This window comes from Williamsia sp. Y721 (assembly GCF_059683565.1).
Genome location: NZ_JCASNH010000004.1, coordinates 767862 through 790476 on the forward strand (window position 1 = coordinate 767862; position 22615 = coordinate 790476).

General features: G+C 64.4%; 22 protein-coding genes. 9 read left to right on the forward strand and 13 right to left on the reverse strand.

The features are described from left to right. Window positions 1-29: 29 nt before the first annotated feature. From AC56PL_RS23055 to AC56PL_RS23100, 10 genes are all read right to left on the reverse strand, one after another. Window positions 30-1385, reverse strand: coding sequence for a condensation domain-containing protein (locus tag AC56PL_RS23055; protein WP_497155249.1), 1356 nt, complete (start codon window positions 1383-1385; stop codon window positions 30-32). An 11-nt stretch (window positions 1386-1396) separates the two neighbouring features. Next, window positions 1397-2806: a condensation domain-containing protein gene (locus AC56PL_RS23060; RefSeq protein WP_495517793.1), complete on the reverse strand. Its 1410-nt coding sequence runs from the start codon at window positions 2804-2806 to the stop codon at window positions 1397-1399. Continuing rightward, window positions 2803-4317 (reverse strand): condensation domain-containing protein, encoded by a 1515-nt coding sequence (locus AC56PL_RS23065; RefSeq protein ID WP_497155250.1) that lies wholly within the window; start codon window positions 4315-4317, stop codon window positions 2803-2805. The genes AC56PL_RS23060 and AC56PL_RS23065 overlap by 4 nt, the downstream gene beginning before the upstream one ends. Before the next feature lie 107 nt (window positions 4318-4424). Beyond that, on the reverse strand, window positions 4425-5360 hold the full coding sequence (locus tag AC56PL_RS23070; RefSeq protein ID WP_495518395.1) for an alpha/beta hydrolase-fold protein: 936 nt from the start codon (window positions 5358-5360) through the stop codon (window positions 4425-4427). A 243-nt stretch (window positions 5361-5603) separates the two neighbouring features. Beyond that, on the reverse strand, window positions 5604-6959 hold the full coding sequence (locus AC56PL_RS23075; RefSeq protein WP_497155251.1) for a hypothetical protein: 1356 nt from the start codon (window positions 6957-6959) through the stop codon (window positions 5604-5606). Window positions 6960-6985: 26 nt separating this feature from the next. After that, a complete protein-coding gene (locus AC56PL_RS23080) occupies window positions 6986-7798 on the reverse strand; it encodes an ABC transporter permease (protein WP_495517790.1) in 813 nt (270 codons plus the stop codon). Continuing rightward, entirely contained in the window at window positions 7795-8763 is a 969-nt protein-coding gene (locus AC56PL_RS23085) for an ATP-binding cassette domain-containing protein (RefSeq protein WP_497155252.1), read from the reverse strand. Before AC56PL_RS23085 ends, AC56PL_RS23080 begins: the two co-directional genes overlap by 4 nt. Before the next feature lie 39 nt (window positions 8764-8802). Beyond that, on the reverse strand, window positions 8803-9438 hold the full coding sequence (locus AC56PL_RS23090) for a Maf family nucleotide pyrophosphatase (RefSeq protein WP_495517788.1): 636 nt from the start codon (window positions 9436-9438) through the stop codon (window positions 8803-8805). Between the two features lie 24 nt (window positions 9439-9462). Continuing rightward, window positions 9463-9711, reverse strand: coding sequence for an acyl-CoA carboxylase epsilon subunit (locus AC56PL_RS23095; protein WP_495517787.1), 249 nt, complete (start codon window positions 9709-9711; stop codon window positions 9463-9465). After that, window positions 9708-11336, reverse strand: a complete 1629-nt coding sequence (locus AC56PL_RS23100) for a carboxyl transferase domain-containing protein (protein ID WP_495517786.1) — start codon at window positions 11334-11336, stop codon at window positions 9708-9710. Before AC56PL_RS23100 ends, AC56PL_RS23095 begins: the two co-directional genes overlap by 4 nt. 162 nt (window positions 11337-11498) lie before the next feature. On the opposite strand from AC56PL_RS23100, the gene AC56PL_RS23105 reads away from it, so the two are divergent. Further along, the gene (locus AC56PL_RS23105) at window positions 11499-12338 is read left to right on the forward strand and encodes a biotin--[acetyl-CoA-carboxylase] ligase (protein ID WP_497155253.1); all 840 of its coding nucleotides are present in this window, start codon (window positions 11499-11501) and stop codon (window positions 12336-12338) included. Between the two features lie 32 nt (window positions 12339-12370). Here AC56PL_RS23105 and AC56PL_RS23110 read toward each other — a convergent pair whose 3' ends face one another. Then, complete coding sequence (locus AC56PL_RS23110) at window positions 12371-12997, reverse strand: hypothetical protein (protein ID WP_495517784.1); 627 nt, start codon at window positions 12995-12997, stop codon at window positions 12371-12373. 165 nt (window positions 12998-13162) lie between these two features. Between AC56PL_RS23110 and AC56PL_RS23115 the strand changes: the two genes are divergently transcribed. The 3 genes from AC56PL_RS23115 to AC56PL_RS23125 all read left to right on the forward strand — a co-directional run bounded on the left by AC56PL_RS23115 (window position 13163) and on the right by AC56PL_RS23125 (window position 15787). Continuing rightward, window positions 13163-13714, forward strand: coding sequence for a PH domain-containing protein (locus AC56PL_RS23115; RefSeq protein ID WP_495517783.1), 552 nt, complete (start codon window positions 13163-13165; stop codon window positions 13712-13714). 76 nt (window positions 13715-13790) lie between these two features. Then, window positions 13791-14468, forward strand: coding sequence for a response regulator (locus tag AC56PL_RS23120; RefSeq protein WP_495517782.1), 678 nt, complete (start codon window positions 13791-13793; stop codon window positions 14466-14468). Between the two features lie 26 nt (window positions 14469-14494). Continuing rightward, window positions 14495-15787, forward strand: a complete 1293-nt coding sequence (locus AC56PL_RS23125) for an ATP-binding protein (protein WP_495517781.1) — start codon at window positions 14495-14497, stop codon at window positions 15785-15787. Window positions 15788-15800: 13 nt separating this feature from the next. Here the strand turns inward: AC56PL_RS23125 and AC56PL_RS23130 are convergent, their stop codons facing one another. Then, window positions 15801-16346 carry a GtrA family protein gene (locus AC56PL_RS23130; RefSeq protein WP_497155254.1) on the reverse strand — a complete coding sequence of 182 codons (546 nt, stop codon included), beginning with the start codon at window positions 16344-16346 and terminating at the stop codon, window positions 15801-15803. A gap of 225 nt (window positions 16347-16571) precedes the next feature. Here AC56PL_RS23130 and AC56PL_RS23135 point away from each other — a divergent pair, with 225 nt between their 5' ends. Both AC56PL_RS23135 and purE read left to right on the forward strand, forming a co-directional pair. Next, entirely contained in the window at window positions 16572-17780 is a 1209-nt protein-coding gene (locus AC56PL_RS23135) for a 5-(carboxyamino)imidazole ribonucleotide synthase (RefSeq protein WP_497155316.1), read from the forward strand. Further along, window positions 17764-18306, forward strand: a complete 543-nt coding sequence (gene purE, locus AC56PL_RS23140) for a 5-(carboxyamino)imidazole ribonucleotide mutase (RefSeq protein WP_497155255.1) — start codon at window positions 17764-17766, stop codon at window positions 18304-18306. Before AC56PL_RS23135 ends, purE begins: the two co-directional genes overlap by 17 nt. A 56-nt stretch (window positions 18307-18362) precedes the next feature. Here the strand turns inward: purE and AC56PL_RS23145 are convergent, their stop codons facing one another. Beyond that, window positions 18363-19187, reverse strand: a complete 825-nt coding sequence (locus AC56PL_RS23145; RefSeq protein ID WP_497155256.1) for a dienelactone hydrolase family protein — start codon at window positions 19185-19187, stop codon at window positions 18363-18365. Between the two features lie 168 nt (window positions 19188-19355). On the opposite strand from AC56PL_RS23145, the gene AC56PL_RS23150 reads away from it, so the two are divergent. The 3 genes from AC56PL_RS23150 (at window position 19356) to AC56PL_RS23160 (ending at window position 22494) form a co-directional block, all read left to right on the forward strand. Then, window positions 19356-20516, forward strand: coding sequence for an acyl-CoA dehydrogenase (locus AC56PL_RS23150; protein ID WP_497155257.1), 1161 nt, complete (start codon window positions 19356-19358; stop codon window positions 20514-20516). A gap of 62 nt (window positions 20517-20578) precedes the next feature. After that, on the forward strand, window positions 20579-21781 hold the full coding sequence (locus AC56PL_RS23155) for a DUF7134 domain-containing protein (protein ID WP_495517775.1): 1203 nt from the start codon (window positions 20579-20581) through the stop codon (window positions 21779-21781). Next, on the forward strand, window positions 21778-22494 hold the full coding sequence (locus tag AC56PL_RS23160; protein WP_497155258.1) for a response regulator transcription factor: 717 nt from the start codon (window positions 21778-21780) through the stop codon (window positions 22492-22494). Before AC56PL_RS23155 ends, AC56PL_RS23160 begins: the two co-directional genes overlap by 4 nt. Window positions 22495-22615: the final 121 nt, after the last annotated feature.

Consider the following 22615-nt stretch of genomic DNA (forward strand, 5'->3'; position numbering starts at 1 on the left):
GCCGACCAATGGAATCAGCAGGTGCGGATCTAAATGTTTGTTCGAGTCGAGATTACCGACCCCGCCAAATCGACGAAATCGTCGAGCACCCGCGCGGCGGTCGAACGTCCGGTATCGGTAGAAGGATACCGCGCCCGCAGATGCAATCCATCGTGGTCCCGCCAGAACCACAGCTGCAGCGCATCGGTATCGCTGGAACTCGAAACGTGTTGTGGTGCTGACCAATCCGGAAGATCGAAACGGCGATAGTCGACGTACGACACCATGAAGACGTCGTGGCGGACCATTCTTATCCGGTCGCCGAACACGCTGAAAACGGTCGACAATCCCAGATCCGCGGCGAACACCGCCGCCCGCAATGCCCCTGTGGCGTTGCGCATCGACGCGAGCAGGTCCGGATCGGATCCGTCCACGAGCAATGGACCATTCGATACGAACCATCCGACGGCGCGTTCACGGTTCGGCTCGTTTCGGGTGTGAACCGGAATGATCATCGCGGTGCGGTCGGGACCGCCGGCGCGAAAGACGGCCGTGGCGAGGCAGGCGACCATCGCCGGATAGGTGCGCAGACCCTCGGTACGTGCGATGGCGTCGAAACGCTTCGCTGCGGTGGCGTCGTAGATCGTGCGGATGTCGATGTGTGGGGGTACACGATCACCTTCGGTGACACCGAGGTCGAGTGGGAACGCCGGGACCGCCCATTCGGTCGCGTGCAGGAGGCTTCGCCACGGAACCAGTCGAGGGTCGTCGTCGGGGGCCATGGCCGGCACCTCGGCACCACCGCCGGACAGGAAAGAGCCCGCAGCGGGTACCTCGATCCCGCGAAAGTGATCGAGCAGATCCTCGGCGATGATCGCCAGCGACAGTGCATCGACAAAGCAGTGATCGAAAGCACATACGACGGTGGTCGAGTTCTCGTGACGCACCGCTGCGAAAAAATGCGGGTATGGCGCGAACGGTGTGCACGTCGCGTTGATCGCCGATTCGAGAACCGCCGCGGCGCCGGTGTCGTCGTCGATGAAGTACTGATCGCTCAGGGCCTGTACGTCGGCGCTTCCGGGGTCATGGGTGAACCGCGTGTACCCGCCGTTCGCGGATGCGGCGGCGTCGGGGTCGTCGGTGACAACGAAGTACGAACGCAGGACGTCGTGACGGTCCAGGAGTTCGCGCAACGCTTCGGTGAGGACTTCGGGGGCAAAGGGACCGGGCAACTCGATCGTGACCGCCAACCAGCCGATACCACCTCCCTGAACCGACTCGAGGTGGAAGCGTTCGTTCTCCGACGGTCCGGTCGGACTGGGTTGTGCCTCGCGATTTGCCGAGATCGGCCAGGTGTCGACCTGACCCGGCGCGATGACCACACGGTCGATTGTGGTGAGTTTCATGGTGTGCGTATCTAGCCGGTCCGCACCGGCCGGTTCTCACCATTGGCGAACGACGCGATGAAGTCGGTGACCACCGCGATGTACTCGGTGGTGTTCTTGCGCGCCGTCTCGTTGTCCGGGATTTGCGTCAGCAATCGAATTCCGTAGTCGCCGCGGTTGATCCACATGTTCGCGTTCCGGGTACGGCCTCGACCGGGAAGGATCAGGGCGGCCTTCTTGACCGGATCGTCCGCGCGGGGCAGGCGGCGAAGGTCGAAATACGAAACCATTTGCGGTGAACCACTTTCCAGATCGATGGAACCTTCGGCTGCGAGATACCCGAGCGCTGCATGCACTGGTAGGGAACCGATTTCGCGTGCCTTGCGGGTTGCGGCCGACGCGGTGATGACAAGGTCGTGGAATTCGACGTCATCTTCCACGCGGAACGCGACCGGTGCGAAATTGCACAACCAGCCTTGTGTACCAACGGTTTCCGGCGTGCGAACGGAAAGAATGGTGGTCGTGAAGAACTCTGAACTCCCGGCCAGCACACTTTCGGCTGCGGCAAGGGCGGCAAAGATGCACCCCTGCAGGGAGGCGCCGATCTCGCGCAACCGTTCCTCGCAGCGATCTGATTGTGGACCGTCGGTCACCGGTTGCTCGATCACCGCGTTCGGCATGGTCTCGCCGTCCGCCAGCCCGAGATCGAGTGGAAAGCGCGGGACCTTGCCGCCATGGGTCTTGAGGATCTGGCGCCAGGCATCGATACGCGCGTCATCGGGTGTGGCCTGTCCGGCGAGCAGCATCTCATTTGCCACAAAATCGAAATAGCTGCCGGCGGGCAATAGTGGAAGGTCTGCGCTGCCGTCGATCTCGTGACGGTAGGTCTCGAAGATCTCGTCGAGCGCGAGCGTTTGTGACACCCCATCGGTATGGGAATGATCGGCAACGAAATAGAAACCGAACCGGTCGCCGGCGTCGATGGCCCCGAACGCGAAACCGGGGAGATGGTCGAAGACGGCCTCGGTGTCGATGCGGGAGTGTATGTAAGCGACCAGTTCGTCGGGAGTGCCCGACGGACCCTCGTCCACCGTGGTGAACTCGATCGCCGATTCCGGAGCCAGGTGGCGCACCGGTCCCGAGTCGGAGACATCGAACCAGCACCGCAGTTCGTCGTGCCTGCGTACGAAGGCGGTCAGGGCGCGGGCCATCGCATCACGATCGAGTCGTTCGTCCACGTCGGTGACGATCATGGCGATGGCCTGGTTTGTCTCACCGGTCGCACGCTTGGCGGCGGCCGCCATCAGGTGGTCACGCTGAAGGAAGGACGGGCCGGTGGCGCTCTGGGCCGAGTTCGCCCTGGCTCCGTCGGGATCACGCAGGCGCCACTCGACCAGTGTGCCCGGTTCGGGTGACCACCAGTCCAGTGTCGAGCCCTTCACGAGCGCGAGTCCGGTGAGTACACGTCGCCGCGGGTCGGTTCGTTGGCGGCGGCGGTATCGAACAGTGCGTCACCGTCGTCGATGACGGTGCGCAAGACGTCATTGAATGTCGAGATGTAACGGTGTACCGATTCGCTGGCCTGCTGGCTCGCCGAGAAACGAGCCGATATGTTCGTGCCCCTGGGGATCCGGTTGATCCACAGATAGACCTCGTCGGAATTCCGGGTCGAGCTGCGCAACACCCGAGCCTGCCGGGCATCCCAATGTTCGGAACCCTCGGCGTTCCGCAGGTCGATGTAGGAGATGACGAACTGCGGTGGGGTGCGGTCACCGATGAGATCGGCGATCGGGTAGTAGGGCGAGGTACCCAATTCCTTGTACTCGGCCGCGTTCTTTCCGAGCTGCGTGATGGCCTCGGAGAAACTTTTCGCCGATCCCGGACGTAGATGAACCGGGATGATGCCGACAAACCATCCGGCGGATTCGCCCCACTTCAATTCTGTGCGGGTGTGAACCGGGCTGATGAAGCGTAGATCAGGATTCCCCGCGAGCCGCGAATTGGTGATCGACAGCGCGGTGTAGACACCGGCCTGCATGTTGGCCCCGAGCTTTTTGCAGATCTGGTGGAAGCGCTCGGTCTCTTCGGCATTCAGAAGCCACGAGGACAGGCTGGCCTGGTACTCACTGTCGTTGGCAGGTGACACCGCTGGGCGTTCCGCGCTTGTCGGTGCCGGGATCGTCTGCAGAACGGGGAAGCGTGGCATCGAATGCGGCTGGGTGTCGAGCGTGGAATCGTGGTGGGCCTCGAAGAACGCCGTCCACCGCGACACCACTGCGTCGTCGGCGGTGATCTGCGATCCGATGGTGCGCTCGGCGTCGCTGAAGTCGAGGTAGCTGCCGAACTCGTGTAGCTGATCAGGTACGTCGAGCAGCTCCGATTCGTAGATCGCGGTCAGTTCCTTGATGGCGAAAACCTGGGTGTAGGCGTCCATGACGGTGTGATCGGCCGCGAAGATGACCAGAAACGACTGGGTATCGTCGGCAGGCGCGACCGTCACCGCGATGCACGGCGGCCAATGCAACGGGTTGACCTTGGTGTTGAACAGTTCGCTGACCCGTCCGAAAACAGCTGTGCTGGAGATGACCTCAGGTGAACCGATGGCCTCGACCGAAATTGCGTCGGGCGACACCGTCCGCCGGAGGAAATCGACCCCGTCGCCGGTTTCGGATGCCACGACGGAAGCCCGGAATGCCTCGTGACGTGCGTACCAGCGAAGGAGCGTGCGAGAGAAGACGTCTGCGTCGAGCCGATGGTGGATGGCGAAGGCGGTTCCGATCCATTCGCTGAACCAGCCGTCGCCTTCGGTGTAGGCGCGCCGAGCGTGTTCGAGGTGCATGTACGACAGCTGTCGATCGTCGGCGCGCCAGGCGTCGTCATCTGCGACGGCCGGGTACCACTCGGTCAGAACACCGCTCGGCAATGCATAGTCGGCCAGTTCGGTGTATTCCATCAGAAAACTCCCCGTCTGTCTTTTTTAATGCCTGATTCCGCGAGGAGCGAGAGTCCTCGTCGGTTCTGTCAGATCATGAAATATGTTCGAGCCCTTGAACTTTTCGCTCAGGCCGAAATTCCGAGGCCGCGTGCGAGCACCGGCCAGCTCTTGTGCATTTGAGTGACCCAGTACGGCCACGAATGTGTGCCCAGGTCCTCGAAATCAAACGTCGCCGGTATCTCTCGATGGGCCAATTCGGTAGCCAACTGTTGGGTGCACCATAGCGAACCCAGTTCGATCGCGCCGCCTACGACGACGCGGTCGAGCGGGCTGGTGTTTCCCGGATACTCCGGCGCGTCGTACGGCCCCGGCAAGCCGGAACCGACCGAGACGTAGATGGCTGTATCGCGAAGTCCGCCGGCGTGGAGCAGAACGTCGTGTGCTGCCCAGTCCGGATCGCCCGTGGGACCCCACATGTTGTCCGCATCGCCGCCGAATGCGGCGACGATGCCCCGGGTCAACACCTGTGTGGCCGGATCTGCCGTGGAATAGCAGCCGCTGAAGGACCCGACGGACCGGTAGAAACCCGGGTTGCGGGCTGCCAGTGTGAGTGAAGAGCCTGCGCCCATGGACAGGCCGGCGATGCCGCGGGTTCCGTTGCCGTCGAACTCGGCATCCACCAGTGGTGGGAGTTCCTCGGTCAGAAAGGTTTCCCACCGATAGCGTCCGAGCTCTGGATCGTCGCGTTGCCAGTCCGTGTAGAAACTACCGTTGCCCGCCAGCGGCAACACGACGTTGACGTTCTTCGATTTGTAGAAGTCGACGGCGTCGGTCTTGCGCAACCACATGCTGTTGGTCGGGTCTTCCTCGCCGAGCCCGCTGAGCATGTACAGCGAAGGGCGAGTGGTCGACGTGGCGACTTCGGGTGTCAGGACCTGAACCTTGATGGTCTGGTCCATCGAGGCGGAGTGCACGTACATCGCCCACTGGGTCGGACCCTCCTGGACAACCTGCTCGACCGTCGAAATCGGTGCCGGAGCGGCTGCGGCGGGCGCTGTCATCGCAACGATCGGGGTGGAGAGTGCCGCGAGCACTAACAGCTGCCTGAAGACCTTGTGGCGGCGCAGCGCGCCGTCGGCAGCTGTCATCGGTGCACGTGGCATCAATTGGTCCCTTCGGGTTCTCGGACAAGCGGTATTGCGGTGTGATGAAACATCGCCGTCATCGTTTCGATGCAGTCGCGTGATCATAATATGGGTTGAGACACACCTGCGCTCAGATCAAATGTTTTGCGATCCAGCGCATCACCACAGTTCGGGTTTGAGATCCCAACGGTCGCACTCGGCGGCGAGCAGTTCGGAGAGTGTGTCCGTGTCGGGCAGAGCCACGGGATCCAGGCCGCTGACCGTGAGGTTCATGGTGTCGCCACTGACGATCGCGCAGGCCATCAAGCCGCCACGGAGTTGGATGAGCCGTTCGCGGGTGATGGCGGGCGTGACGGACCTACCCATGAATTTATCGACTCGGTTGGGGCGCCCGAGGCCGCCGAATGTAGCGCTGAAGGTCCCCATGTTCGACGCCAACGCCAGCGGTGTCGAGGCTCGGCGGTTGAGCCGGAGCAGAGTTCGGTCGCTCAGTGCCTGCGCCAGCGGCTGCAGCAGGGTGATCGTGCTCGGTCGCCGCGACGAATCGATGTACATGAGTTTGGAATGCGCCTTGACGGCCTCCAGATCCCGCTCCTGGCTCAGTCGGGCCGGAAGGTCAAGGGAGCGGCCGGTGGTCGCGTTGGACCGGATGTCGTCGGGGTCCGTGCGGGCGGTCATCGGGACCGACACGCGGACGGTGTCGTCCCAGCTGGCGCGGCCGGTCCCGACCAGGATCCCGACGACCATGGCCACGAACAACGAATTGCCCGAACCACCGTGTCGGGCGGCGACATCGAGCCATTCTTTCGTCGGCATGCTGGCGACCGCGAACGGCGCGATGTACCCGGGAGCATCGTCGGGCACCTCTATATGGGACGGAAACGGAACAGACATCGAGGTCACGACATTGGCAGGACGTTCGTCGGCACTGCGTCGAGACCGTATCCACGATGCGGCCAGAGTGCCCAGACCTCCGCTGATCTGACGCAGCTGACCCAGCGCGTCCGAGAGGTCGTCCCACGCCCGCACCGGTGTGGCGGGCGGGATCGCGGGGTGCTCGGCGGAGAGTGCGTTGTCGATGTTCTTGCCGAAGAGGGCGCCGTCCGCCACGGCGTGTGAGAAGCAGAGCGACACCAGCTCGCCGCCGTCGAGCAGTGGGGCCGAACGGAGTTCCCACACCGGGCCGGCGATGAGATCGACCTCGAACTGGGCAGCGGTGTCGATCCAGTCGTGGATCTGATCGGCGGTCAACGCAGCCGAGTCGACATGGACAGCCCCCGGTGTTCCGCCGCGGATCCAGTGGTCGCGGGCCAGAGGCATCCGCCGCCGACGCAATACTCGACTGAAATGCCCTGCCGCCAGCGCGGTCCCGAACTGTTCCAGCTCGCCGGCGTCGAGTGGAGATCTCAATCTCCAGACCATCTGGCTCACGACTCCGAGGCCTGCCGCCCGGTGCATCCGGACGAAGAGATCATCGTCGGGGGTGATGCGTAGGACCGGGGACGTCTGACCCACCAATACTCCTTCGTCGGGCGGTCGGTCTACAGCCGCCGCAGGTAAGTCTTCACGGTCAGCGGTGCGATCACCGCGATGACCACGGTGGAGCCTAACAACGACCACACGATGTGCATATCCGCTTGACCTTCATTGGCCAGCGAACGCACCGCGGAAACCAGATGAGAGATCGGGTTGATCTCGGCGATCGTCCGCATCCATGACGGCATGCTCTCGGTCGGCACAAAGGCGTTGGACATGAAGCCCAGCGTCGTGAGGGTGAGCGCCGAGATCCCCTGAATCGACGAGGCTTTACTCATCAGGACGCCGATGAACGCAAAAATCCAGCTCAACGAGAAGGCCGCGTAGATCACCAGGGCGATTGCGGCCAGCGTGCCGAGGGCGCTCGCGGGCTGATAACCCATGCACAATCCGACCATCAGCGTGATGACGATCGCGATGACGTACCGGACCACGGCGGCGACCAACGATCCGGACAGCGGCGCGATTCGCGAGATCGGCAGGGACACGAAGCGATCGAAGACACCGCGATCGATGTCCACCCGCAATTGGACCCCGACCACGACGGTGCTGGTGATCACGATGTTCACCAGCACACCGGGGATGAGGACGGGTAGATAGGCGTCGACGCTCCCGGCGATCGCGCCACCGAATATGTTGGCGAACATCACGGTGAACACGATGGGCACGACGATGACGTCGAGTAGCTGTTGCGGTGTGTGCTTGAACTTCAGCAGGCCGCGCCGGGCCATCGTCGACGTGTCGCGCAGAGCTTTTCGGGTGGTGATGTGCCCGAGGGCCGGGTCGTTCGACACTTCGGTCGTCCGGTTGATGGTCATGCCGGGCTCCGATCCTCGGTCAGCGCAAAGAACACCTCGTCGAGTGAAGGCTTGTGGACGCTGAGTTCCTGCACCTCGATCGACTGCTCGGACAGTGCCGCGATCACCTGTGCCGAACGCGCCGAATCGCTCACCGACATCGTCAATTGCCGAGTTCTCTCCTCGTATTCGATCGGCCCGTCGAGCAACCGCATGATGATCTCGGTTGCGCGGGCGCGGTCGTCGCCGCGGGCGAGCGTGATCGAGAGGGCGTAGTTGCCCACCGAACGTTTCAGGGATTCCGGTGTGCCGTCCGCGACAACCTGACCGTGATCGATGACCACGAGGTGATCGGCGAGGGCGTCGGCTTCGTCGAGATACTGGGTGGTCAACAGGACCGTCGTGCCGTCTGCGACCACACCTCGAACCATCTCCCACAGCTGGGTTCGGGTCCGCGGATCGAGTCCGGTGGTGGGTTCGTCGAGGAACAGCAGTTCGGGCCGACGAATCATGCTGGCCGCCAAGTCGAGTCGGCGCCGCATCCCGCCGGAGAACTTGCGGACCGGGCGTCCCGCTGCGGCGGTGAGCCCGTATTCGTCGACGAGCTCGCGGGCACGGTCCCTGGCTTCAGCGTTGCGCAAGCCCAGCAACCTCCCGAAGATGTCGAGGTTCTCGGCGGCGGTGAGATCGTCATCGACCGAGGCGTACTGCCCGGTCAAGGAGATGAGGGATCGGATTGCCGGACCTTCCCGGACGACATCGCGGCCGAGGATGAGAGCCGTCCCGGAGTCGGGTCGCAACAGCGTGGTGAGCATCCGGATCATCGTGGTCTTGCCGGCCCCGTTCGGGCCGAGGACACCGCAGACCGTACCCCGCGCGACGGTCAGGTCGATGTTGTCGACCGCGCGATGATCGCCGAAACTCTTGCACAGACTTCGTACTTCGATGGCGAGGTCGTCGGTCGAGCCCATCGGTTCAGTTATCACGCGGTACAGGCTAGCCGGGCCGCGTCCGCGATGTCATGGTCATGCCCCGGGGGACCACAGGTCGGTGACACTGACACCAACCCGATCGAGCAGCTCTCGGACAAGCGGAAGACTGATTCCGATCACGGATGAGGGGTCTCCGTCGATGCCGTCGATGAACCAGCCACCGAGCCCATCGAGGGTGAATGCTCCGGCGACCTGTAGGGGCTCGCCGCTGCCGACGTACGCGTCGATCTGTTCATCGGTGGGGGAGCTGAAACGAATAGTTGTTGCGACACTGCCGGTTTCGGTGGAGGCGATCTCACCGTCGATCAGTCGGAGCAGGCAATGTCCGGTGATCAGCTGTGCTTCGGTACCGCGCATGTCGATCCATTGCGAGCGGGCGACCGGCGCGGTGTGTGGCTTGCCGGTGAGCACACCATCGCGAAGCAGCATCGAATCGCAGCCGACGAGAACCGAATCCATCGCGAGGTCGGCATCGAGGCGGCCGACCACGTCGAGCGCTTTGGCGCGGGCCAGCATCGTCACGATCGCCGACGGTGAGGCCGCGCTGCCTGCCTGGGCAAGCAGCGCGTCCTCATCGACTTCGGAGACCGACACCACCGGGCTGATGCCGGCGGCGCCGAGGATCTTGCGACGTGCGGGTGACGCCGATGCCAGGACGAACCGGGTCATCGGCGGTAACCGGGCGTCACCGGGTCAGTAATCCCAGCGCAGGTTCGGAAAAGCGCTGGGCGCCAACCCGCCTGCAGGCCGGAGCCGGTCGACGTGTGCACCCCAGAGATTGCGGGGACCGGGATCGGCAGGTGCACCCGACCCGCTTGCTGCGGCGAGCACACCGACCAGGGCAGCGACCTCGACGTCGGTCGGATTGCCCTTGACCACGGTGAGGAACGGCGCTGCGGGGGCGGCGGTCTCGTCGCCCGCAGGCGTTGTGTGGTCGCTCATAGGGGGATGTTCCCGTGCTTCTTCGGCGGCATGCTCACCATCTTGCGCTCGAGGAGCTTGAGCGCGGTGGCGATCTGACCGCGGGTGTGCGACGGCGGGATCACCGCGTCGACGTATCCGCGTTCGGCGGCGACATACGGATTGACGAGGGTGTCCTCGTATTCCTGCTGGAGCTGCAGACGCAGTGCATCGACGTCGTCGCCGTTGGCGGCGGCTTCCTTGAGCTTGCCGCGGTAGACGAAGCCCACCGCGCCCGAGGCGCCCATGACAGCGATCTGAGCGGTCGGCCAGGCCAGGTTCACATCGGCGCCCATGTGCTTGGAGCCCATGACGTCGTACGCGCCGCCGTAAGCCTTACGGGTGATGACGGTGATCTTGCCGACCGTGGCCTCGCCGTATGCGTAGAGGAGCTTGGCTCCGCGACGGATGATGCCGTTGAACTCCTGCTCGGTACCGGGCAGGAACCCCGGCACGTCGACCAGGGTGATGATCGGGACGTTGAACGCGTCGCAGGTGCGCACGAAACGCGCGGCCTTCTCGGACGCGTCGATGTCGAGGCAGCCGGCGAACTGGGTCGGCTGATTGGCGACGAGGCCGACGCTGCGTCCGTCGACGCGGCCGAAGCCGACGATGATGTTCATCGCGCGCTCGGCCTGCACCTCGAGGAATTCGTCGTCATCGAGGATGCGGCGGATGACCTCATGCATGTCATACGGCTGGTTCGGGGAGTCCGGGATGAGGGTGTCGAGCTCGAGGTCTTCGTCGGTCAGGGTGTCCTCGATCGAACCGGCGGCAGGCGCGGCAACCGGCAGGCGAGGGGCCTCGCCGCGGTTGTTGCTCGGCAGGTAGCTCAGCAGGTCCTTGACGTACTCCAGGGCGTCTTCTTCGTCGGTGCCGACGTAGTGCGCAACACCGGATTTCGCCATGTGGGTGTGGGCGCCACCGAGGTCTTCCATGGTGACGTCCTCGCCGGTGACGGTCTTGATCACGTCGGGGCCGGTGACGAACATCTGGCTGGTCTTGTCGACCATGACAACAAAGTCGGTGAGCGCGGGGGAGTAGACGTGGCCACCGGCCGCCGCGCCCATGATCAGCGAGATCTGGGGGATGACACCCGAGGCGCGCACGTTGCGGTGGAAGATCTCGCCGTACAGACCAAGGGAGACAACGCCTTCCTGGATGCGGGCGCCTGCGCCTTCGTTGATGCCGACCAGCGGACGGCCGGTCTTGATCGCCAGGTCCATCACCTTGACGATCTTCTCGCCGTAGACCTCGCCGAGGCTGCCACCGAAGACCGTGACGTCCTGACTGAATATGCAGACCTCGCGGCCGTCGATGGTGCCGTATCCGGTGACGACGCCGTCGCCGACCGGACGGCGGTCGCCGAGTCCGAAGTTGGTGCTGCGGTGGCGGGCCAGCGCATCGAGTTCGACAAACGAACCGTCGTCCAGGAGATGGGTGATGCGCTCGCGTGCAGTGAGCTTGCCCTTCTCGTGGGTTTTCTCGACTGCTGCTTCGCCGACCGGGTGCTTGGCCTCGGCAAGGCGATTGTGCAGGTCAGTGAGTTTTCCGGCAGTTGTGTGGATGTCCGGCGCCGCTTGCGCGTCCTGGGGGGAACTCGTCATGGCTTTGATGCTATCCACACTGTGTGAAGGGGGTGCGCGCCGGGCTAACCTGAGGGTTAACTCACATTTGAGGTGGTACCGCCGGATACAGGTAGATCTTCGTGTCAAAACCCCCTGCGGGCAGCCGAGGATCTCCCCGGCGCCTGCCCCTACGCTGATGGCATGAAGCCGCAGGCAGTCAAGCGTGAACCGATCGACGAACAAGCACTCCGGGACGCTGTGGCGGGCACCCGCTGGAGCTCGGTGCGGGTGGTCGAGGAAACCGGTTCGACCAATGCAGATCTCGTGGCCCTGGCCGCGACATCGAACTGTGTCGGGTCGGTTGTGGTCGCCGAACACCAGAGCGCGGGCCGTGGACGTCACGCGCGGCAGTGGGTGAGCCCGCCACGCTCACAGGTGGCGATGTCCGTGGCGGTGGCGGCGGACACCGCGAACGCTCCGGCCGCGCTCGGCTGGTTGCCGCTGCTGGCCGGCCTGGCAGTGGTCGAGGGCATCGGGGCGGTCAGTGACCTCGCACCGGTGCTCAAGTGGCCCAACGATGTTCTGCTGCCTGCGCCCGGAGAGACCACCGCAGGCATCGGCGGCCGCAAGGTGTGCGGAATCCTGGCCGAATTGACCCGTGGACCGTCGGGTGCGGCGGCGATCATCGGGATCGGGATCAACGTCAGCCTCACGGAGACCGAACTCCCGGTCCCGACGGCGATCTCGCTGGAGCTGGCGGGTGCCCACGTGAGCAGGCAGGACCTTGCCGCAGCCGTTCTCGTCGCGCTGGACCGCAGGTTGCAACAGTGGCCGGACGACCTCGACGGACTGCGGCAGGACTATCGCGCGCGCTGCGCCACGCTCGGCCATCAGGTCCGGGTGGAGTTGCCCCTGGACAAGCAGCTCGAGGGTGTCGCGGTCGAGATCGACGGCACCGGGCGGGTTGTCGTGCAGGACAAGCGCGGGGAGCGGGTGGCGGTGTCCGCAGGCGACGTGACGCACCTGCGGATCACCGACTGATCCCCGCGCCCGCGAGCTCGTCGGAGTTCAGATCAGCGACGGTCCATGCTCTTCGTGCCCATTGCCGGGATGAGGAACATGATCGGAAGACCGATCACCGCATGCACGATCGCGGTCGAGATGCCGGTGGTCCATTCCCGCGACAGCAGCAGCGGGATCAGGATCGCTGCAACGATGAGCAGCCCGACGATCCACTTGAAGAAGTCGTTGGGCGCAGGGGTCGCCAACTGCAGGACGTACCAGAGTGCGCCGGCGAAGATGGCGCAGAGGAACGCCACGACGGCAAACCAGTACTCGTCGTTGGCCATCGGATTCCACACACCGAGTGCACCGGTTTCGTTCACCCGGGTGATGATGAGCCGGATGATCCAGGCGACCAGCCAGGCCGCGAGTCCGGTGACCACGGCCGTGGCCAGGACACCGCCGATGAACATCGTCGGATTGACCTGTGGCCGATTGGGTTTCGGTCGTCGCTGCGGCGCAGCCGGCCGGGCAGGCGGCGCGTAGTTCTGATCGCCGGGGTACTGGCCGGCCTGATACTGATCGTAGGGTTGCTGGTAGCCCTGTTCGGGGTAGGCCTGGCTGTATGCCTGCGGATCGGGGTCCTGTCCGCGGTCATAGCGCTGGGTGCGTGGTTTGTTCGGATCATTCGGGTACATCGGGCACCTCCCTGCAGGTGAGTCTACTGATCACCGATACCTGCGGTGTTTCGATGATGAGGCGACAACCGTAACCCCCACCGGCTCGGACTCCACGTCAGGTGTGGCAGGCGGGTGGTTTGATTGCGGCACGTCCAGATGTGGCGCACCCGCGCATCGGGTTCCATGCGTATCGAGAGGGAAGGCCTGTTGATGGGGTATCCGGAGAGCATTTTGGCCCAGGGTGAACGCGTGATCCTGCACCACCACCCGCACTGGAAGTGCCTGCTGATGCCGATCGTGGTGTTTGTTCTCGGCACGGCTCTGGCCGGTGTCGCGGGCGGATACCTGTCGACCTCCGACATCGGGTCGTCCACGAAGACGGTCCTGGGCATCATCATCGCGGTGGTGTGGCTGGGCCTGGTGCTGTGGTTCTTCATCCGTCCGTTCATCAGCTGGCGGACCACCCACTTCGTGCTCACCGACCGCCGGGTGACCTACCGCAACGGCATCCTCACCCGGTCCGGGATCGACATCCCGGTCCAGCGCATCAACTCAGTCGAGTTCCGGCACGGACTGCTCGACCGGATCCTGCGGACAGGAACGCTCATCATCGAGTCGGCGTCCGAGGATCCCCTCGAGTTCAACGACATCCCACAGGTCGAACGCGTCCATTCATTGCTGTATCACGAGGTCTTCGACACCGCCGACGGTGACGACTTCCGCGGTCGCCGATGACGGCCGGGCGCAGACTTTCCGGCCGTAGCCATGTCGTTGGCGGCATATCTGTGCGCCGGGGGCCTAAGTTGATCAGGTGACCGATGTTCTGCTCGCCGAAGACGATGAAGCGATATCCGCGCCGCTGGCGCGTGCGCTGACGCGCGAGGGCTACGGCTGCGAGGTGGTCACCACCGGTACCGATGCACTCGAACGCGCCGCCAGCGGACGGTTCGAGCTGTTGGTCCTCGACCTCGGCCTGCCAGAGATGGATGGTCTGGAGGTATGCCGTCGCATCCGGCAGACCCGACCTCAGCTGGCCGTGCTGATGCTGACCGCCCGCACCGACGAGGTCGACTTCGTCGTCGGTCTCGATGCCGGGGCGGACGACTACGTCGGGAAACCGTTCCGGCTTGCCGAGCTGCTGGCCCGGGTGCGAGCGTTGTTGCGTCGCAAGCAGACCGCCGACGTCGTGCTCGAGGCCGGCGACATCCACCTCGATGCCCGGGGGCGACGTGTCCAGGTGTCCGGCGTGGACACCACGCTCGCCAACCGGGAGTTCGACCTGCTGCGCTACCTGATGGAGCGGGCCGGTGAGGTGGTCAGTCGGGAAGAGATCCTGACCGAGGTCTGGGGCACCCCGGATCTGCTGTCGTCCAAAACTCTCGACATGCACATCTCCTGGTTGCGCCGAAAGATCGGGGACGACCAGCCCAACCGCCGGAAGCGGATCGTGACCGTCCGTGGTGTCGGCTTCCGCTTCGATCCCGACTAGACGTGCGCGGCCGCATTCTCCGGTCGATGATCGGCATGGTCGTGGGCATCGGACTGCTCCTCGGCGTGCCCCTGATGGTCACCGCGTGGTGGTGGGTGGGCGACACCGCACAACAGGACCTCGACAATCGGCTCAAACGTATCTCCACAGAACTGCTCCTCCAGGAGGGTTCCGACGGCAGGATCACCGGGGCACTCGATCGGGAGAAGTTCCGCCTGCTCATCCCGGCCGAGGGCCGGTTGGTGATCACTTATCCGGTGGCGACCCCGACCGGGACCGAACAACGTGAAGTCGGGATCGGCACCGAGTTCGATGAACGGGCGGTCAGAGAATCGCTCGCCTTGGGGGAGGCCGGGTCATTGACCCTGTCTATTCCGCAGACCCAGGTGCGCAGCGGGCAGTGGGCTGCCGTGGGCGTCGTGTCGTTGGTGGTGACGATGTCGGTGATCGCCGGCGTCGTGGTCGCGGCCGTCACCGCCGGACGTCTGGCCGATCCACTCGAAGATGTCGCGGCACGCGCGGCACGGATGGCACAGGGTGACTTCGGGACCGAGGGCCGGCACTACGGCATCGACGAACTCGACCGGATGTCGTCCGCTCTCGACGCCGCGAACCGGGAGATCACCACCCGGCTCGAACGTGAGGGGCGAATCGTCGGCGAGGTGTCCCATCAACTTCGCAGTCGTCTGACCGCGATCCGGCTCCGGCTCGAGGAGTTGTCGATCCATCCCGACACCGATGTCGTCAGCGAAGCGGAAGCGGCCTTGGGACAGGTGGAACGACTGACCAACGAACTCGACGAACTGATCACCGCGGCCCGCGGCGAACAGGTCGCGATGCTCGAGCCGGTCGACGTCTCGCAGCAGGTGGCGTTGGTGGTCTCCGACTTCCAGCAGGCGTTTGCGGTCGAGGGTCGCGAATTGACCGCGCAGACGACCGGACAGGCCGCCGTAAGGGTGACGCCAACCCGGTTGCGGGAGGCGCTCGCGGTGCTCGTCGACAACGCACTGCAGCATGGTCGGGGCGATACCGTCGTCGACACCCAGGAGCTGCCCGGGAGCGGCATGATCCGTATCTCGGTGTCGGATCAGGGACCGGGCGTGACCGACGAAAGTGCACCGCACGTATTTCAGCGCGGCTATTCGGAGGGCGGTTCGAGTGGTGTCGGACTGTCGTTGGCGAGATCTCTCATCGAGGCCGATGGCGGTCGGCTGGATCTGCTGCATCGTCGTCCACCGACGTTCGCGATCGTCGTGCCCAGGTACGACGTCGAGGAGGACGGCCCGGATGCATCGAGCAGTCGCGTAGAGCCCCGGTGAATCCCGGGATCGCTCAGCTGTGCCCGAGCTCGCCGGGTGTCGGTTCCAGACCGGTGGGTACCGACCCGTCCGGGTCCAGCTCGGACTCGGGGAAGGCGAAGCGGCGCAGCGCCCAGAATCGGAATGCCATCTGGATCAGATTGCCGATGATGTAACCCAGGACGAAGTCGATGAAGACGAGCTGGGTGACATCCACCGAACTACGGATGTCGAAGAGGTTGTTGGCGACGAACAACGGGGCTGCCTGCAACACGACGCCGACGCCGCTGATCGCGAAGAACAGCATGGCCTCGTGGTGTGTCTCGCGGCCACCACGGTTCTTGAATGCCCACTCGCGATTGAGGACGTAGCTGACGATCGTGGCCAGCACACCCGAGATGATCTTGGCGACGACCGGCTTGGTGTCGAGAACGGTCAGGCTCAGCGAATAGAAGATCGCCATGTCGAGGAGCATCATCGATCCGCCGATGATCGCGAACTTGATCAGCTCGTTGTGACGCATCGCCAGCGCTCGGATCGGCGCTGGAGTACGGGACAGCAGCCCGTCGATGAATGACACAAGGATGCAGTCTACGAAATAACCACCCGCCGGAACGAATCTCCGAGCGTGTGGCCTGCCCGTGTCATTCATCCGAGGCCGAACATGACACGATTGGTAGCCGTGACGAGTGATCGAAACCCAGCCCCTGAATCGATCGTGGCAACGGCTCCGCCTGCCCCCGTCCCGGCATCGGCAGGAAGCGCCGCCGCGGCGTCCGGCAGTCGGTCGGCGGCGGTATCGGGAATGCCGGTGGTGACCATGATCGGCGGCGGACAGCTGGCCCGGATGACGCACCAGGCAGCGATTGCGCTGGGTCAGCGGCTTCGGGTATTGGCCGCTTCGGTCGATGAACCCGCCGGTCAGGTGACCCCTGATCTCGTTTTGGGTTCACACACCGACCTCGACGATCTCCGGGCCGCCGCTCGCGGATGCCATGCGCTGACCTTCGACCACGAAGGTGTGCCCGTCGAACATCTCGAGGTTCTGGTCTCCGAAGGCGTCAAGGTGTTGCCGCCGCCGAGTGCACTGATCTACGCCCAGGACAAACTGGCGATGCGGGGCAAACTGGCATCACTGGGCGCCCCAATCCCGGATTACGTGGAACTGGCGGGCACCGATCCGCAGGCTCAACTCATCGAGTTCGGTGACCGACATCACTGGGAGATCGTCCTCAAGACGATCCGCGGCGGTTACGACGGCCGTGGTGTCTGGCTCATCGAAAGTCGGGAGCAAGCACTCGAGGTCCTGGCGAAGGCCCCCGCTGGGACGGCGTTGATGGCCGAGCAGAAGGTGGCGCTGCGTCGTGAGCTGTCGGCGATGGTCGGGCGTTCGCCCTTCGGCCAGGGCGCGGTGTGGCCGGTCGTCGAAACCGTGCAGCGTAAGGGTCAGTGCGCTGTCGTGATCGCGCCGGCACCGTCCCTCGATCCAGATGTCGCCGCGCAGGCACAACGCCTGGCGTTGTCGCTCGCCGCCGAACTCGGCGTGGTCGGTGTGATGGCGGTGGAGTTGTTCGAAACCGGAGATGGCGATCTGCTGGTGAACGAACTGGCGATGCGGCCGCACAACAGTGGCCACTGGAGCATGGACGGCGCGGTCACCGGGCAGTTCGAACAGCATCTGCGTGCCGTGCTCGACTACCCGCTCGGCGACACCGGCACCCTCGCGCCGATCACCGTGATGGCCAACATCCTCGGTGCCGAACAGGCGCCGGAGATGTCGATGGACGAGCGCCTGCATCACCTGTTCGCGCGGATTCCGCAGGCCAGGGTGCACCTCTATGGCAAGAGCGAACGGCCGGACCGCAAGATCGGGCACATCAACGTGCTCGGCGCGGCGACCGACGACATCGACAACCCGGACGATGTGGCGCGGGTGCGGGAGGTGGCCGAACGGGCGGCACACTGGATGTCGACCGGGATCTGGACCGATGGATGGGATGTGCACGGTGAGTGAAACTGCAGGGTCGGCGTCGACAGCGTCAGGGCCGCGGGTCGGCCTGATCATGGGCAGCGATTCGGATTGGCCGACGATGGAGGCCGCCGCCGAGGCGCTCGCGGAGTTCGGTGTGCGATTCGAGGTGGGTGTCGTCTCCGCGCACCGCACACCGCAACGCATGCTCGACTACGCCAAAGATGCTGCCGGCCGGGGCCTTTCGGTCATCATCGCCGGCGCCGGTGGCGCCGCGCACCTGCCGGGCATGGTGGCGTCGGCAACACCGCTGCCCGTCATCGGTGTTCCGGTGCCGTTGAAGTATCTCGACGGCATGGATTCATTGCTGTCGATCGTGCAGATGCCCGCCGGAGTGCCGGTGGCCACCGTATCGATCGGTGGGGCCCGTAATGCCGGCCTGCTGGCGGTCCGGATCCTGGCCGCATCCGACCCGGCGCTGCGGACCCGGATGGAACAGTTCCAGGCGAACCTCAACACTATGGTCCTGGCCAAAGACCAAGCGCTGCAGGACAAACTGCTCGGCGAATAGTTGGTCGTGTCGAGCGTGTAGTTGTGGTGATGACCACCCGGTCGATGCCGCAGCAACTACACGCTCGACAACAACTTGCGACGGAACAGGTCGAGGACTTCGTCGAGGGCCTGCCGGGTGGGTTGGCCGGGTTCGTCGATGAGGTGTTCGGTCAAGGCCGAGTGCGGCGGCATCGGTGACGGCCCGGCTGCGCTGTCGTCGAGTTCGATCGCCACAAACGCATCGCCGAGCTGTTCGCGCAGAAACTCGAAACGCTTCGGCGGAGATATGTGGTCGCCCTTGAATCGGACACCGAGTACCTGAAGTCCCTTGGCGCAGCGGCCTTTGACGGTGTCGAGCTCGCCGGGGGAGATATCGATATTGCCGGCCAGTGCGTTGATCGGCCGAAAAGGTAGCGACGGTTGGGCGAGTACGGGGGCCAGCAGTCGTTCGTCGGTGGCCATCGCCAATGCGAACCCGCCGGTGAAACACATTCCGATCGCGCCGACGCCCGGTCCGCCGCAGCGACCGTGTTCGTCGGCGGCGAGTGCGCGTAGCAAGGTGACGACCGGCGAGGACTTTCCGGTGGCCAGGGTGGTGAACTCGCTGCTGATACAGGTCGGGATGAGTGACGCGGCCATTTTTGCCAGGTCTGCAGGCCCGGAATTGTCGGGGTCCAGGCCGTCGATTCCGAAAAGACTGGGAAGCACTGCGGTGCAACCGATATCGGACACCTTGCGGGCGAACTCGAGGACTTTCGGAGTGATACCGGGTATTTCCGCGATGATGATCACCGCGGGGCCGTGCCCACGCCGGTAGATGGTCCTGGTCTTGCCGAAATGTGTGAAATCCGACTTCTCGAAGTCGGAGAGTGCTTCTGCCGGTGACGTCTGGCCGCTCATCTGTGATCGCCTTTCGACATGCGGGTCTTCGGGTGCGCCAAGGCTAGCTTCCGTGGGCCCGTGGCCGCGGTCGAACAGACTTCAGTTACCCGGCAGTAACTGAACCGATCGGCGGTATTAGAATTGCAGGGAAGGAAAATCGCACTGGCGCCTACTAGGAGTGTTCTGATGGCCGGCAATCCCGACTTCGATTTGTTCAAGCTCGCTGAAGAGCATGATGAGCTGCGCTCCGCGATTCGGGCGCTCTCGGAAAAAGAGATCGAACCGTACGCGGCAGACGTCGATGAGAAGGCACGATTCCCGGAAGAGGCGCTCACCGCGCTGAAGGCTTCGGGTTTCAATGCGATCCATGTGCCCGAGGAATACGACGGCCAGGGCGGTGACTCGGTCGCAGCGTGCATCGTGATCGAAGAGGTCGCCCGTGTCTGCGCGTCGTCCTCGCTCATCCCGGCCGTGAACAAACTCGGCACGATGGGGTTGATCCTCAAGGGTTCCGAGGAACTCAAGAAGCAGGTCCTGCCGACCCTCGCCAGTGGCGAGGCGATGGCGTCCTACGCGCTGTCCGAGCGCGAAGCCGGTTCCGATGCCGCGTCGATGAAGACTCGTGCCAAGGCAGTCGGCGACGACTGGGTGCTCAACGGCTCCAAGTGCTGGATCACCAATGGTGGCAAGTCCACCTGGTACACCGTCATGGCCGTCACCGACCCCGACAAGGGCGCCAACGGCATCTCCTCGTTCATCGTCCACAAGGACGACCCCGGCTTCACCGTCGGACCGCTGGAGAAGAAGCTCGGAATCAAGGGTTCACCGACCGCGGAGCTGTACTTCGAGAACTGCACCATCCCCGGTGACCGCATCATCGGCGAGCCGGGCACCGGCTTCAAGACCGCGCTCGAGACCCTCGACCACACCCGCCCGACCATCGGCGCACAGGCCGTCGGTATCGCACAGGGCGCGTTGGACCAGGCGATCGCCTACACCAAGGATCGCAAGCAGTTCGGCAAGTCGATCAGCACCTTCCAGGGTGTGGAGTTCATGCTCGCCGACATGGCGATGAAGGTCGAGGCCGCACGTCTGATGGTCTACACCTCGGCAGCGCGCGCCGAGCGTGGCGAGAAGAACCTCGGGTTCATCTCGGCCGCTGCCAAGTGTTTCGCCTCGGACGTGGCCATGGAGGTCACCACCGACGCGGTGCAGCTCTTCGGTGGCGCCGGCTACACCCGCGACTTCCCGGTCGAGCGGATGATGCGCGATGCCAAGATCACCCAGATCTACGAAGGCACCAACCAGATCCAGCGTGTCGTGATGTCACGCGCACTGCTGCGCTGAGGTTGGTGTGTCCGCCCGTGGTCTGATGCGACAGTCCGCGGGTGGGCACTAGATTGGGCGAGGTGAGCACCCAGCGGATACTCGAGCGCTGGAACAGGTTTGCCGAGCCACGGCGACTCCTGCTCGATTCCCTGCTGGCCGGGGCCATCGCGCTCCTGACCGTCGTTCCCGAGCTGTGGGAAGAGATGGGCGATCGGGTCGCGTGGCGAATCCTGCTGGGTTCTGTCGCCTGCATCGCACTGGCATTTCGCCGGACGCGCCCCGATGTCGCCGGGGTGGTCATCGCAGGCGTCGCGCTGGTCCACGTTGCCGTCGACCAGAACCTGAGCCCGGCCGTCGGTTCGGCCGCTTCGATCGGTCTGTATTCGATGGCCGCCTATGGTTCGGTCCGGGGTACACGCGCCGCGTTAGTTCTCGGGATATGCGGTGGTGTGGCGGCTTCGGGCCGGTTCTTCACGGCTGCAAGAGAAGCGCCGGCTTTCAATTACAGTCTGGTCGACGCCGCATTGTTGGCCGCGTTCTCCGCCGGCGTATGGGCGGTCGGAATGCTGCGGCGGACGCGGATTCGTGAGGTCGCGACGTTGCGGGAACGAGCGCGGCTGCTCGAACTCGAGCGTGCCCAGGAGGCCGAACTCGCCGCGGTCGGTGAACGAACCCGCATCGCCCGGGAGATGCACGACATCATCGCCCACACCCTGACCGTTGTCATCGCACAGGCTGATGGCGGACGCTATGCGGCACAGCAGGATCCGGACGTGGCGATCAAGGTGCTCGCGACGATCGCCGACAATGGCAGGCAGGCGCTGTCGGATATGCGGGCGCTGCTCGGGGTTCTGCGGGATGACGGCCCGCGGGAGATCCGTGCGGTCCCGGGTATCGCCGATCTCCCGGACCTGGTGGCAACAGTCCGGTCGGGCGGGTTGCCGGTCCGGTACCGAACGGTCGGAGAACCCCGGGACGTGTCGGTGGGGTGCGGGCTGACCGCGTATCGAATCGTGCAGGAATCCCTGACCAACATTCTCAAGCACGCCGGCGACCAAGCCGGGGCGGACATCGAATTGCGCTGGGGAGATGAAGTATTGACGATCACGGTGAAAGATGACGGCCGGGGGAGTGGAGAGGCCGTCGTCGACAGTGGCGGCAAGGGCGTGCTTGGGATGCGGGAACGAGCCGAATTGCACGGTGGTTCGCTGCAGGTCGGCAACCGCGCGGATGACGCAGGCCATCAGGTGCGCGCGATTCTACCGGTGGGCGAGTCCCGATGACCGAACCGATCCGGGTCGGGCTCGTCGACGACCAGGCGCTCGTGCGGGCAGGGTTTGGCATGGTCATCAACTCACAGCCCGATATGGCGGTGGTGTTGGAGGCCGGCGACGGAGCCGAATCCCTTGCCCGGCTGACCGAATGCGACGCCGACGTCCTGCTGATGGATGTCCAGATGCCCGGTGTCGACGGAATCTCGGCGACCCGGCAGATCCTGGAGTCCGGCAGCGAAACCCCGAAGGTCCTGATTCTCACCACCTTCGACACCGACGAGTACCTCTTTGCGGCAATCGCCGCCGGTGCGAGTGGATTCCTGCTCAAGGATGCTCAGCCCGAAGAATTACTCGCGGCGATCCGGACCGTGCACGCCGGTGACGCCGTTATCGCGCCCCGCTCGACGCGGCGTCTGCTCGCACATGTGGCCGGAACCGTATCCGGGCGGTCGGACCCGGGTCCGCAGTGGACATCACGGCCGGTGCCTGCAGCTCTGATCGATGCCTTGACCCCGCGCGAAACCGAAGTCCTGCAGGCGATTGCGATCGGTAAGACGAACAGTGAGATCGCCGCTGACTTCCACCTCTCCCTGGCGACGGTGAAAACGCACATCGGCAGGATCCTCGCGAAGACCGGATCTCGCGACCGGGTTCAGGTGGTGCTGTTCGCGTTCCGGACCGGCATGGTCGGCATCGACGACATTCTTCGGCTGCACGCATAGCCTCGCCAGATGCCCGACATCAGACCACGGTCTGATGCCTGGTCTGGCCCACGCGTCCTCCTGCACGCCGATGACCGGTGACAACACCCGGCAATACGTTTGTCCGGCAGGTCATTTGATT